Raw genomic sequence first — 15,173 nt, 5'->3', positions numbered from 1 at the left:
AAAAGCGTCATTATTTTTTTGCTCTTTAATAATAAAAACTTAAATATGAAATTCATACAAGTACATACAAAAAAAATGTTTGTTTTTGCTGTAAGTGTATTTTTTACGCAGACAACATTTAGCCAAAATACACAAGAAGTATTTCAAGGAAAAATTGGTAAAACACTTGCCGACTCCAAAGAATGGTGGCCAGCAAAACCACAAGCTCCAAAGAATGCACCAAATATTGTTTATCTCTTAATTGATGATGCTGGTTTTGGTACTTCAAGTGCTTTTGGCGGTTTGATGCACACACCAACTTTGGATAGTTTGGCAAACAACGGTTTACGTTATACCAATTTTCATACAACAGGAATTTGCTCGCCAACTAGAGCGGCATTATTGACAGGTCGAAATTCTCATTCAGTTCACATGGGACTTTTTCCTGTTACTGCAACGGGTTTTCCGGGTTATGACGGACGTTTGCCCGACGATAAAGCGACCATAGCACAAATCTTGAAAGCCAACAATTACAGCACTTTTGCTGTTGGGAAATATCATTTAACGCCTATCAATGAAGTTTCGGCTGTTGGTCCTTTTGATAGATGGCCATCAGGAAAAGGCTTTGAACATTTTTATGGTTGGCACTTGGGACATACAGAACAGTATCATCCTAATTTGTATGAAGACAATAGTGTTATTGATATTGAACCAAACACCAAACATTTAAGTACACTTTTGGCAGATAAAGCGATTAAGTACATCGCTAACCAAAAATCGCTTGCTCCAGAAAAACCTTTCTTTTTGTACTTTGCCACTGGAGCGATTCATTCACCACACCAAGTAGATGCCAAATGGAGTGATTTGTACAAAGGGAAATTTGACAAAGGTTGGGATTGGTACAGAGAAGAAGTATTAGCTCGTCAAAAGAAATTAGGCGTTGTACCTGCTAATGCCGTTTTACCAGCTCGTGATGCAAAAGTACCAGCTTGGGAAAGTCTTTCAGATGGAGAAAAAAAACTGTACGCTCGCTACATGGAAATTTACGCAGGATTCCTAACGCACGCCGACTATGAATTTGGTAGAGTAGTGAATTATTTGAAAGAAATCGGGCAATTGGATAATACCGTAATTGTTGCCATTATCGGTGATAATGGTTCTAGTCCGAGTACAAAGCATGGTACAATCAATGGTTATATCAGTAGCCTCGAAAACAAAAAGCAGATTGAAGAAGCCATTAAAAATATCGAAAAATTAGGAACTGAACACGCTTTTCAAGATGCTCCTTATGGTTGGACACAAGCGACAAACACGCCATTCCGTCAATGGAAAGTTGATGGAAATTCAGAAGGAGGAACACATAATCCCTTGATTATTTTCTATCCAAAAGGCATCAAAGAAAAAGGTGGCATCCGCAATCAGTACAGTTATGTTAATGATATTGCTCCGACAACCTTGGAATTGATTAAAGGAGAATTTCCTCAAACCATCAATGGTGTAGCTCAAAAACCATTTGAAGGTAAAAGCCTTGTGTATTCCTTTGAAAATGCGCAAGCCAAAAGCACTCATACAGTTCAGCATAATGAAATCAAAGGGAAACGTTCAATATATAAAGATGGTTGGAAAGCAGCTGTTTATCATGAGCCAGGAACAGATTTCAAAAACGACGTTTGGGAATTATACAATCAAAATAAAGACTTCAACGACCGTATTGATTTAGCGAAAAAATATCCAGAAAAACTAAAGGAATTACAAGATTTGTTCGATCAAGAAGCCTACAAATACAATGTATATCCTTTGCAAGATACGACACCAAGTGGTGAGAGAAAACGAAGTATTTTCGGCAATAGCGATAAGATTGTATTATACCAAGGAATCGACCAGATTCTAAATTTTAGCGGGCCACAATTCATTCAAACTTCTTTTAAAATCTCTACAGAAGTAGATTATGTAAAAGGGAACGAAGGCGTTTTGTTCTCAACAGGTGGTTCATTTGAAGGCTTAAGTCTATTTATCAAAGATGGTAAATTTGAGGTAGCCAATAATACAGGTACAATTATCAGACATTTAGAAACGGAGAAAGTACTGCCAGCGGGTAAAGTAAAACTTTCTTATCAATTTAATTATCAACCACCTACCAATGCTAAAAGTTTAATTGCTCAAAACATTGATCCAGAATCGGGAAATGCTGAATTGTATATTAATGGGCAATTAGTCGCTAAAAGAACTATTTATTATTCAGAAGCCAAGTATATAGCTTTCTATAAAGATGGTGTTGATGTTGGTGCAGATTTGAACAGTCCCGTTTCAAATCGTTATGAAACACCGTTCAAATACAATGGGAAATTTGATAAGATAACGATTGAATATCTTTCTAAATAATCAAGAAACCTTAAAAAATCTCTTGCTAAGTTTTACAAGAGATTTTTTAAAACCTATTTAATATACTTATTCCATAGACTAAAATTTAATTACTATGAAAACACAAATTACATCATCCACAACCAGATTTATCGCATTAATTCCACCATTAGCCATTCTACTAATTACAGCGATTGGTAATCCTGATTTATTCAAGAAAAAACAACAAAGTAAAAACCAGAAAATTATTCCCCCTTCAAGTATTCAAAAGAAAATTTAAACGATACTAATATTTCAACTCATTTAATTAAAGAAGATGAAACAAAAAAGAAATCCTTACTTACCATTACTCGCTGGCGCAGTTTTAATGACTTCAGCTAATAATTTATTCGCTCAAGCGGAACAAGAATGGAAAGGGAAAATCACAAAATCACACAAAACATCAACGCCTTATAAAGTTGATTATTTAAAGAAAGCCAAAGCTGGTTCTCCCAATGTTGTTGTGATTTTATTAGACGATGTTGGCTATGGCGCAACTGGTACTTTTGGTGGATTAATTAATACGCCAACTTTTGATGCCCTCGCAAATAACGGACTTCGTTATACTAATTTTCATACCGCAGGAATTTGTTCTCCTACTCGTGCGGCATTACTGACTGGTCGCAATCATCATTCTGTTGGCATGGGACTTTTCCCTCATTTTTACTTATCAGCAGATTATCCCGGTTATGATGGTCATATCAAACCAAACAAAGGAACAATTGCCGAAGTACTTCGTGAAAATGGTTATAGTACTTATCAGTTAGGAAAATGGCATTTAACGCCAGATGATGAAAGTACCGATTTAGGTCCTTTCGAACGTTGGCCTTCTGGCAAAGGTTTCGACCATAACTTTAGTTTCTTGGGCGGTGCAACCGACCAGTACAAACCAGATTTAGTTGAAGATAACCAACATATCAAACCTGATGGCAGACATTTAACAGCACAATTGACCGACAAAGCCATTAGTTATATCAGCAAACAAAAAAGTATCGCTCCCAACAAACCTTTCTTTTTATACTTTGCTCCTGGAGCTACACACGCACCACATCAAGTTTCAAAAGAATGGAGCGATAAATACAAAGGCAAATTTGATGAAGGTTGGGATGTTTTCAGAGAAAAAGTATTTGCGAACCAAAAGAAATTGGGCGTAATTCCTGCCAATGCAGTTTTACCAGAAAGAAACGATTTTATCAAAGCTTGGAAAGATTTACCTGCTGAAGAACAACATTTGTACGCTCGTTTCATGGAAGTATATGCTGGCTTTTTAGAATATACCGATTACGAAATTGGTCGTTTGGTCAATCATTTGAAGGAAAGCAAACAATTGGATAATACTGCAATTTTCGTCATTATTGGTGATAATGGAGGCAGTAAAGAAGGTTTAGAATATGGAGTAACTAATAAAACCATTCGTTTTGGAGCAGATAATATTACTCGTGAAGAATACAAAAAGTATATTTTGAGCGAATACGATAAAATCGGTACTCCAGATGTAAAATCAGTAGCCAATTATCCTTTAGGCTGGGCTCAAGCAACCAATACGCCTTTCAAATTCTGGAAAAGTGATGCCAATGCTGAAGGAGCAACACACAATCCATTGATTGTACATTATCCAAATGGTATCAAAGAAAAAGGCGAAGTCCGTACTCAGTTTGGGCACGTAACTGATATTTTGCCAACTATCGAAGAAATCGTTGGTGTTCAACAGCCAGAAGTATTGCGAGGCATCAAACAAGATCCAATTCATGGCAAAAGTTTAGCGTATTCTTTTGGTGATGCGAAAGCTCCTGAACAGCATACGCAACAATACTTTACCATTTTTGGAAACAGAGCTATTTATAAAGATGGTTGGAAAGCAGGGGCTGCACATCATCCGAATACTTTAGAAACATTTGGTTTTAGTGGTGAAAAACTCCCTGTCATTGAAAACAATCCTGATAAGGAAGAATGGGAATTGTACAACCTAAACGAAGATTTCAACGAAAGAGTAAATTTGGCGAAGAAATATCCTGAGAAACTCAAAGAATTAAAAGCACTCTTCGATTCAGAAGCAGCCAAGTATAATATCTATCCATTAATTGATGTTGAACATGCCGCTGAACGCTATAAAGTTCAGTTTAGTGGTGGTAAGTAAATCAATAGAGCATTAGAATGATCGTCTTTTATTATTCTAATGCTCATACTATTCTTTAATAAAGTTAAACCTATCAAAACTATGAAAAATTTAATCCCACGCTTTAACTCTGGTACTGGTGTTGGCGGTCTTATCTCATGCAATCGACATGCTAATTACAGAATTTCGTGATTGTTACTCAAAGTATTTCTCTCATTTTTCATCCAATAAGCTACATTACAAGTCATTTTTTAATATTATTTCAATAACAAATTATAAATATTAATGAATTTTAGCATTAGTATATAAAAATGATATACTATATAGAATAAAATACTTAACTTGCACTCATTATCGAATATGATTACAATTGGAAGTCTTAGAAATACCATTCTAGGATTTTTTTAAAGGAAATTAGTCTATAAAACTCATAGAGTTAATTCCTGAAATAAACATAATAACAACATAAAATATCTATCACTCGATGAAACAAATTTTCAAATCAACCTTGCTAATCTTGGCAATAATATTACCTCTTTTAACATCAGCTCAAGATAAGCCAATTATCAATGCAACTATTTCAGGTAAAGTAGTTGATTCAAGAACAAATGACTTAATCATCGGAGCATCAGTAGTGATTAAAGGAACAACTAACGGTGCTTCTACAGATGCTAATGGAGAATTTTCGTTAATTACAGGACAAAAATTGCCATTTACTTTAGTGATATCTTATGTAGGTTATCAGAAAAAAGAAGTCGTAATCAATACCAATAAAGTAGAAATCTCTATCGAAGAAAGCACTAATGAACTTTCTGATGTAGTAGTTACTTCAAGACGTCGCCAAGAGTCGATACAAGATATTCCAATTCCAATTGCTGTGATTAGTGGTGCAAAAGCAGAAGATGCAGGAGCGTTTAACCCCAACCGTTTGAAGGAATTAATTCCATCAGTACAATTATATTCTTCAAATGGTAGAAATACAACATTGAATATTCGTGGATTAGGTTCGTCGTTTGGGCTTACTAACGATGGTATTGATCCTGGTGTTGGATTTTATGTAGATGGAGTATATTATGCAAGACCAGCGGCAACAGCTATCGACTTTGTTGATGTTGACCGTATCGAAGTACTTCGTGGTCCACAAGGAACGCTTTTCGGTAAAAACACTACTGCTGGTGCTTTTAACATCACAACAAGAGCCCCAAGTTTTACGCCAGGAGCAACCTTTGAAACAAGTTATGGTAACTTAAATTATATTCAAGCAAAAGCTTCTATCACAGGACCAATCAGCAAAACATTAGCAGCAAGAGTTTCATTCTCTGGTACACAAAGAGACGGAACAATTTTTAATACAACTACTTTAAAACCAACAAACTCGTTAAATAACTTAGGTTTTAGAGCACAATTACTTTATACGCCATCTGAAAATGTAAATATTACTTTTGCAGGAGATAATGCTCGTCAAAGACCAGATGGAAATGCAACAGTTGTGGCTGGTGTAGTAACGACAAAACGTGCGGCTTATCGTCAATTCAATGCAATTATTGCTGACTTGGGTTATAAATTACCAACAACAAATCCTTTCGATAGAATTACAGATGCGGATTCTCCGTGGAGAGTAAACAACGATTTCGGTGGTGCGTCTATCAATGTTGATGCTAAAATTGGAAAAGGAACACTTACTTCAACAACTGCATGGCGTTACTGGATTTGGGATCCATCAAATGATAGAGATTTTATTGGCTTACCAGTATTAACTAAATCGCAAGGAAACTCAAGACATGACCAATGGACACAAGAGATTCGTTATGCAGGACAATTTTCTGAAAGATTGAGCGGTGTTTTTGGCGTATTTTTGATTGACCAACTTTTAACATCTGACCCAGTTCAAACAGAAGAATCAGGTTCAGCACAGTGGAGATTCTCACAAAGTTCAACTTCTGCATTATGGAAAACTCCAGGTTTATTTGATGGTTTTGGAACAAAAACTACTTCAAGACTTAAAACTTTAGGTGCTGCTGTATTTAGCCAAGTTGACTGGTCAATCACTGAAAAATTACATTTATTACCGGGTCTTCGTTTCAACTACGATAAAAAAGATGTGGATTACAAACGTGAAACTTACGGCGGTTTACAAACAACTGACCCAGCTTTATTGGCTTTGAAAAATGGTGTTTATACAAATCAAGCTTTTAATTTTAGTGTAAACGAAAATAATTTATCTGGACAAGTAACATTGGCATACAAACCAACTAAATCTTTAAATGTTTTTGCTACTTATGCAAATAGTTATAAGCCAGTTGGCGTAAACCTTGGAGGACTTCCAACTGCTAATGGAGCCGTTTTAATTGATTTAGCTAAAGTAAAACCTGAATTTGTAACACATTATGAAATTGGCGTAAAAACAAGACCAACCTCTCAGACTTCTTTGAATGTAACTATTTATAATACTGAAATTAAAGATTACCAAACGCAAGTTCAAACGGCTGAAGTTGGTGTAAATAGAGGTTATTTAGCAAATGCTGAAAAAGTAAGAGTAAAAGGAGTTGAAGTTGACGGAAGTATCAGAGTGGGTAGTCATTTCACATTCAACGGAGCGGTTTCATATACTGATGGAAAATATGTTTCATTTAAAAATGCACCAGTTCCATTAGAAGAAACAGGTGGAGAGTCAGCATTCAAAGATGTTTCTGGCGGTGATTTACCGGGAATTTCAAAATGGGCAGGTTCATTAGGTGGAGAATTCAGTACTGCTGGAAAATTCATGACTTTGAAAGGAAATTATTTCATCGCACTTGATTCTTATGCTCGTACAACGTTCTCTTCAAGTGCTTCACCATCTAAATTTTTGAATATTGAAGGTTACAATATCGTAAATGGTAGAATTGGTTTCCGTGCTTCAAATGGACTTTCAGTGTTAATTTGGGGTAGAAATATCTTAAACAAAGATTATTTCGAACAATTATTACCAGCAGCAGGAAATGCAGGACATTACGCTGCTGTATTAGGTGACCCAGCTACTTATGGTGTAACGCTTCGTTTCACTTTCTAAAATCATCGAATAAATTTTAAAGCCTATGAATTTGAAGCTGAATTGCTGAAAAATTCATAGGCTTTTTTATGATAAATCATCAAATTTTTGAGCTTTCAGCCATTGGCTATCGGTCATCGGATTTGGGATGTCAGATTTCAGATGTTATTTCTTAAAAAGTTAAAATGATAACTGAAAGCCAACATCCGAAAGCCCTAATAAAAAAACCAATAATCAACATGAAAAAATACCTCTTCACATTCGCCCTTTTACTTTCAGCAGTTTTGAGCAATGCGCAAACTACAAGTCACCAAGTTTATACTCAAAAAACAGCCAATAAAATCACTGTTGACACAAAATTGAGTAAGAAAATTTTGAAAGAAATTCAGAAAGGGAAGGCTTATTTAGTAGATGTCCGCACGCCCGAAGAGTACAGTACAAAACATTTAAAGTATGCTCAAAATATCAATATTCGTTCCGAAAAATTTTCTGAAGAAATTCAAAAGTTAGATAAGTCAAAGAAGATTTATTTGTATTGTCGTTCGGGAAATAGAAGCGGAAAAGCCGCTGATACTTTACAAACTTTTGGCTATCAATTGGGCTATAATATTGGAGGTTTAGACAGTCTTCTCACAAAAGGTTTACCCGCAGAAAAATAAAATGCTCGAGAAAATTCTAAGCGTAGGGCTTTTATTGACCTCTACTTTTCAGCCATTGTTGGCTCAAAAAAAACAGCCAAATATTGTTGTTATCCTAGCTGATGATTTGGGGTTTTCGGATATTGGAGCTTTTGGCTCTGAAATCAAAACTCCTAATTTAGATAAATTAGCCCAGAACGGCCTCATTATCAAACAGTTTTACAATGCAGGTCGTTGCTGTCCTTCACGGGCTTCTTTGCTTACAGGTTTGTATTCGCACCAAGCTGGTATTGGCGATATGGTACAAGACAAGGGTTTTCCAGCCTATCAAGGTTATCTCAACGAAAATTGTATCACCATCGGGCAAGCTCTCAAACAAGCTGGCTATTCTACCATTGTTTCAGGAAAATGGCATGTTGGTTTAGTGCCTTCGGCTTGGGCTGTGAATCGAGGTTTTGACGAATCTTTTACTTTGCAAAATAACGGAAGTAGCTACTATAATTCTCAACCACTGTATAACGATGGTAGAACGGTTACTTTTTTGGAAGGAAATAAAGAAATTATTCGGAACGATACTTCTAAATATCTCACGCAAGCCATTACCGATTTTGCCATCAATGCTTTAGACAAACAGCATAAAAATAAAAAGCCATTTTTTCTGTATTTGGCTTATAATGCTCCGCATTGGCCAATTCAAGCTTTGCCCGAAGACATTGCTAAATACAAAGGAAAATACTTGAAGGGTTGGGATGAATTAAGAGCCACTAGATTAAAAAAATTACAAGCTTTGGGTATTATTGATAAAAATTGGGAACTCTCCAATCGTTTTGAAAATGTGCCTGATTGGCATAAACTCAGTGATGAAGAAAAAGAAAAATGGGATACACGCATGGCAATTTATGCCGCTATGATTGACCGAATGGACGCAGGAATCGGGGAAGTTTTACAGAAAATCAAAGCACTTGGCGAAGAAAATAATACCATCATCTTTTTTCTTTCTGACAATGGAGGAAGTGCCGACGATGTGAAAAATTGGAATTATGTAACCCAGAAAAATGGAAAAGCGGGTTCGGTTACTTCGATAGATAGTTACGAAAGTCCTTGGGGAAATGCCAGCAACACGCCTTTTAAATTATTCAAGAAGAATACTCACGAAGGCGGAATTGCTTCACCCTTTATTGCTTATTTCCCAAATCATATCAAAGCAGGAAGTAAAAGTAATCGTCCAAGTCATTTGATTGATATTTTTCCAACGGTGTTGGATTATGCAGGTGTTCAATACCCAAGTACTTTTAACGGAAAAAAACTTACGCCATTAGAAGGATTCAGTCTGAAAAATGAATTGGAAGGCAAACAAAGTAAACCCCACGAAGCACTCTTTTGGGAACATGAAGGCAGTCGGGCGATTAGAAAAGGAAATTGGAAAGCCGTTGCCGAAAATAACCAAGCTTGGGAATTATACAATCTTGCAGAAGACAGAACAGAAACCAAAAATTTGGCAGAAAACCATCCTAAAATATTACAAGAACTCATCACAGCACACGAGGCTTGGTCAAAAAAAGTAGGTGTTCAGGATTGGAATAAAATCAAGTAAATAATTGTCCTTTATGATTTATTGGGTTATAAAGGACGATTTATTTTAAAGCTATTTAAATTGTATTTATAAACCCATAACCTTCACTATTTACAGTATCGACATAAAATTTTAATTAAATACTCTCCTTCCAAGCTGAATCTTCCAGCTTATATTTTCAAAAAACATCTTTAAAAGTTTTCTGAAAATTAAAATAAAACTCCTTCAATTTAATAGACTAAAGGTAAATCCCCTTCAAATCCCACACTATTTATTCAATAAAATATTTGAATTACACAATTAAAAATGAATTAATAAAGTATTTTAAAAAGTACTTGTCTGAAAAATTTACAGATTATACATTTGTCCCATAAGTTTTGTAGAGTAATTACAAATGTGTCAATATTACACTTTACGAAACTTATATTTCCTTACATATTTAATATCATAATACCCATGAAGACTTAGTGCTTTTTAGTGCTAACAAACCTAAACATTTGGCAAATCGACGCAACATCACAAAAAATGATGGGAGAAAAAGTATTTGTCAAATTTAAAATTTAAACAAAAAAGTTATGGATCAACACAAACAATGGAAACAAAATTTACGGAAACTTCAAGTCCTTTTTTCCATCCTTTTAGTCTCAATGAGTACATGCTCACAGAGTTTTGCTCAAAAGCCTACAAAATCTAGCGAACAAGTAATATCAGGAATCATTAGAGATGAAAAAGGCGATATTTTACCCGGAGTAAACGTAATCATTAAAGGAACACAAAAAGGTGTTTCTTCTAATCAAGATGGGAAATATTCGATTTCTGTCAGTGCAAAAGATGCTTCTTTGATTTATTCTTTCGTCGGATATTTACCACAAGAAGTAAAAATCAATAACCAATCTACAATTAATATTTCACTACAACCCGAAGCAAAATCTTTAGATGAAGTAGTTGTAATTGGTTATGGTACACAAAAAGCAAGTGATATTACAGGTTCAGTAGTATCTTTTGATGCAAAACATTTAGAAGAAAAACCGATTGGTAGAATCGAACAAGCACTTGTCGGACAAATGGCTGGTGTGCAAGTAAAACAACAAACAGGTTTACCCGGAACAGGTTTAAGTATTGTAGTGCGTGGAACGGGTTCTATCAATGCAGGTTCTGAACCACTTTATGTAGTGGATGGATTTCCTTTGGATATTGCTGGACAAAGCTCCGATGGAAGTATCGGAACGAGTCCACTCGCAAATTTAAGTGCTAATGATATTGAGAGTATTCAAGTACTAAAAGATGCTGCTGCGGGTGCAATCTATGGTTCTCGTGCTGCCAATGGTGTTGTGTTGATTACGACTAAAAGAGGAAAATCTGGTAAATTAAAAATCAGTTTAAACACCAATACTGGTATTAGCAGTGTTGCTAAAAAATTGGATATTTTAAGTGCAGAAGAATGGGTTGGCGTAGCCACAGAAGTAGCAAATACAAACTGGATTCGTTCGGGAACTGGACGCACAGCCGATCAAACGAATGACCAACGTAGAGTAATTTTAGGTTTAAAAGCTGGTGAGTACAATACTTCATATATGCCAGACGAACGTTGGTCGCAAGCGGGGCATCCGGGTTTAACTTATGTTGATTGGCAAGATGCTATTTACAGAAAAGCGGCTTTCCAAAACTATCAATTATCAGCAACTGGCGGTACTGAAAATGTGAGTTATTTCTTTTCTGGGAATTACTTGAATCAACAAGCTACTTTGGTCAATACAGATTTTAAAAGTTATGGTGTACGTGCTAATATCGAAGCAAAAGCCAATAAAAAATTGAAATTTGGCATCAATCTAGCACCAACTTATTCTGAAAATAATACTCCACAAGGCGATGGAAAAGATAGTCCAATTATGAATATCGCCGCTATTTCACCAGTAGTAGAAGCAAATGCAGGTTTGAATACAGGTGCTGGTGAGTTTTCAACTTATACTTGGAGTAGTCCTCGATTGGTAAGTCCTTATGCGATTTTGAATAATTCAATCGGATTGACAAAAAATACTCGTCTCTTAACTTCGGTTTATGCTGAATATTACATTTTGCCAAGTTTGTTTGCTAAAACAACCATCAATTATGACGACATAAATCAGCAAACAAAAAAATATGTTTCTGATTATGTAGCCGTTGGTGGCGCTGCTGAACGAATTACCAATCCTGGAAAAAATGCAAGTGGTTCGTATGGAGGTTACAGAAAACAAAACTTTGTAAACGAAAACACCTTGAATTTTATCAAGACTTTCGATAAAGTACATAATGTTTCGGCAGTGGCTGGGGTTTCATTCAATTCGGTTCATGGAGAATCTTTCAACATCAATACTGCTGGTGGTTTTGCGAACAATATCGTTAATACAATTAGTAATGCCATTCCAAACGCTGCTGGAGTAACGGTTACAGGTTCAACGAGTGAAAACAACAATACTCTTTTTTCATATTATGGAAGAATTCAATACGATTATGCTAGCAAGTATTTGATTACGGGAAGTATTCGTCGTGATGCTTCTTCAAAATTTGGTATCAATAATCAATGGGGAACTTTCCCATCGGCATCAATCGGTTGGAGAATTTCACAAGAATCATTCTTGAAAGACATAAAAGAAATTAGCGATTTGAAATTGCGTTTTAGCTGGGGGAAATCGGGTAATAATAATATCGGAAATTATAGTGCAATTCCTACTTTGTCTGGTACTTCTTATAATTTCGGTGGAAATACGCCTACTGTTGCAAGCGGACAAGTATCAGCAGGTTTGGCGAATCCGAACTTGAAATGGGAAACTTCTAATACTTATGATTTAGGCTTTGATGCAGCTTTCTTCAACAATCGCCTTAATCTTTCTTTTGATGCTTATACCAAAAAAAGTACAGATTTGTTGTTGAATCTCCCTGTTTTGGCAGCAAGTGGTTTCTCGACTAGCTTACAAAATATTGGTTCTGTAAAAAACCAAGGAATTGAATTAGGCATTACTTCAAGAAATATCGTAACGCCTGATTTCCAATGGAGTACAAATGCTAACATTGCTTTCAATAAAAACGAAGTAATTTCTTTGAATGCAGATGGCTCTCCTATTTATATTCCTTCGGCATATAGCGGAAGTAATGCGCCTTATATTTTACAGCCGGGTTTACCAATGTTTAGTTATTATGTAACAAAATCAATTGGAGTCTTAACGCAAGCTGATTTGGACGACCCGAAAGTTGCTAAAATCAGAAACCAAACCGTTGGTGATACAAAGTATTTTGATGCAAATGGTGATGGCGTAATTAATGCAAACGACCGAGTAGTTTATGGACAACCCAATCCAAAATATACTTGGGGTGTCACTAACAATTTCAAATACAAAAACTTTGATTTGAGCGTACAAGTATATGGACAAGTTGGCGGTTCAATTCTTTCATATTTTGGTCGTGCCATTGATTTCAGCGGAAGTACAACCGCTAATATTTTAGGAATTTGGAGAGAAAGATGGACACCAGAAAATCAAAATTATGATGCTCCTCGTGGAAAACTAGCAAGTACTTATACCGTTCCACAAGTAACATCCGACTGGGTTTATTCAACTGATTTTATCCGTATTCAAAATATTACTTTCGGTTATAACCTCAGAGATTTAGCAAAATCTGGCGTTTTCTCTTCTGCTCGTGTTTATGTGGCTTTACAAAACTGGTTCAACCACGATAATTACCGTGGTGGCGTAAACCCAGAAGCCCAAAATACCAATGTAAGTGGCAATGGGAGTTATCCGATTCCGGGTGATTACGGTGCAATGCCATTGAGCAAAACTGCTTCTGTAGGTATTAATCTTACTTTTTAATTCACGTAATTACGTTTTATAGTCATGAAAAAAACAATTTATATAGCACTTAGCGCTGTCATCTTGGGGCTTACTTCCTGCGAAGATCAGCTCGACCAGAAACCAGTTTCAAGTACCACAGCAGAAAGTTTTTATACAAATACCAATGATTTTACACAAGCCGTCAATGGTGTTTATAGTAAATTAACTTCTTATCCAAGTCAAGTACTTTGGTTAGGTGAAATGCGTAGCGATAACCTAAATGTATTACACGATGGTAACCGTGACTGGCAAGGAATCAACGATTTCTCTCCAAATATTACCACAACAGGTTTTATTGCTAGTGCTTGGAATGATAATTTCAATGGAATTTTCAATGCCAATTCAGTTTTACAGGCATTAGAAACCAAAGGAAGTATTATTACAGATGCTACTTTACGTTCAAGATTTACAGCCGAAACACGTTTTCTGAGAGCTTTCTATTACTTCCAATTAGTGCGTACTTTCGGAAAAGTGCCTTTGGTTGAAAAACCTTTAACAGCCGCAGAAGTAGAATCTGTACCTAGAAGTGCTGTAGCAGATATTTATAAATTGATTATTGCAGATTTAGAATTTGCGGTACAAAATCTTCCTGCATCTTACACAGGTGTTAATATTGGTCGTGCTACAAACAATGCGGCAAAAGGTTTATTAGGTTTAGTTTATTTAACTCGCTCAGGAACAACGTATAATATTGAAGGTGCAGGCTTAAATAGCAACGAATACGATAAAGCACTTACGCTTTTTAATGAAGTAATTGCGAGTAATCAATATCAATTATTACCAAATTATTCTTCGGTTTTTGCTTATGACAACGAAAATAATAAAGAAGTAATTTTTGATGTACAGTTTATGAGTTCTTCGAATGGTGCTGGTTTTCCAAGTCATCTCGCTCCAGTAGCATTTTGGACGGGACAAGGAATTTCAAATGCTTATGGTAATGGTTATGGTGCAAGTAACTTTAATATTTCTAAAGAACTTAAAGCTTTGTACTTAACGAATGCGTCGGATGTAAGAAATGCTTTCAATATACAATTATCTTACTCTCAGCCTTTTATCAAGAAATATATTGATGTGGCAAAAAGAGGTACAAATGGAAGAGATTGGTCTATCAATTTTATCGTTTTACGTTATGCAGATATTCTTTTGTTGAAAGCAGAAGCCATTTTAAAAGGAGCAAAAGGCACACAAACAGAAGTAGATGCTTTGGTGAATCAAGTAAGAAATCGTGCAGGACTACCAAGTATTTCGAACGTTACTTTTGATACTTTATTGGAAGAAAGACGCAAAGAATTTTTAGGAGAAGGCACCCGTTGGAATGATTTAGTTCGTTCTGGAAATGCTGTTACTAAAATGAATTCTTGGATAAAAAATGATGGAATTCTAACAATCAATGCCGTAACATCCGACTTTTTGATTTATCCAGTGCCTGCCACTGAAATAGGAACAAAAGTAGGGCTGTATCAACAAAACCCTGGGTATAATTAAACATTTCTTGTCTTTAAGAACATACGTAGTAATTCTGTTTGCTACGTATGTTTTTGTTTTATAGGTAATTAAAAAATAGCATCAT

The 15,173-nt window shown here is 35.6% G+C and carries 8 protein-coding genes; all 8 read left to right on the top strand.

Translation table 11 applies throughout. From position 1 onward, the window contains the following. The first annotated feature begins 45 nt into the window (after positions 1-45). The 8 genes from VB798_RS08425 (at position 46) to VB798_RS08390 (ending at position 15,088) form a co-directional block, all read left to right on the top strand. Positions 46-2,361 carry an arylsulfatase gene (locus VB798_RS08425; protein WP_323257889.1) on the top strand — a complete coding sequence of 772 codons (2,316 nt, stop codon included), beginning with the start codon at positions 46-48 and terminating at the stop codon, positions 2,359-2,361. A gap of 94 nt (positions 2,362-2,455) precedes the next feature. Then, positions 2,456-2,620 carry a hypothetical protein gene (locus VB798_RS08420; RefSeq protein WP_323257888.1) on the top strand — a complete coding sequence of 55 codons (165 nt, stop codon included), beginning with the start codon at positions 2,456-2,458 and terminating at the stop codon, positions 2,618-2,620. Positions 2,621-2,656: 36 nt separating this feature from the next. After that, complete coding sequence (locus VB798_RS08415; RefSeq protein WP_323257886.1) at positions 2,657-4,516, top strand: sulfatase-like hydrolase/transferase; 1,860 nt, start codon at positions 2,657-2,659, stop codon at positions 4,514-4,516. 463 nt (positions 4,517-4,979) lie between these two features. After that, a complete protein-coding gene (locus VB798_RS08410) occupies positions 4,980-7,547 on the top strand; it encodes a TonB-dependent receptor (RefSeq protein WP_323257884.1) in 2,568 nt (855 codons plus the stop codon). 218 nt (positions 7,548-7,765) lie between these two features. Beyond that, complete coding sequence (locus VB798_RS08405) at positions 7,766-8,185, top strand: rhodanese-like domain-containing protein (protein WP_323257882.1); 420 nt, start codon at positions 7,766-7,768, stop codon at positions 8,183-8,185. 1 nt (position 8,186) lies between these two features. After that, positions 8,187-9,758: an arylsulfatase gene (locus VB798_RS08400; RefSeq protein ID WP_323257880.1), complete on the top strand. Its 1,572-nt coding sequence runs from the start codon at positions 8,187-8,189 to the stop codon at positions 9,756-9,758. Between the two features lie 626 nt (positions 9,759-10,384). Then, positions 10,385-13,582, top strand: coding sequence for a SusC/RagA family TonB-linked outer membrane protein (locus VB798_RS08395; protein ID WP_323257878.1), 3,198 nt, complete (start codon positions 10,385-10,387; stop codon positions 13,580-13,582). A gap of 24 nt (positions 13,583-13,606) precedes the next feature. Next, positions 13,607-15,088, top strand: a complete 1,482-nt coding sequence (locus tag VB798_RS08390) for a RagB/SusD family nutrient uptake outer membrane protein (RefSeq protein WP_323257876.1) — start codon at positions 13,607-13,609, stop codon at positions 15,086-15,088. The last annotated feature ends 85 nt before the right edge of the window (positions 15,089-15,173 follow it).

This window comes from Arcicella lustrica (genome assembly GCF_034930985.1).
GTDB lineage: Bacteria > Bacteroidota > Bacteroidia > Cytophagales > Spirosomataceae > Arcicella > Arcicella lustrica.
Note: the sequence above shows the minus strand (reverse complement) of the source record. Positions and strands in the feature narration are given on the sequence as shown.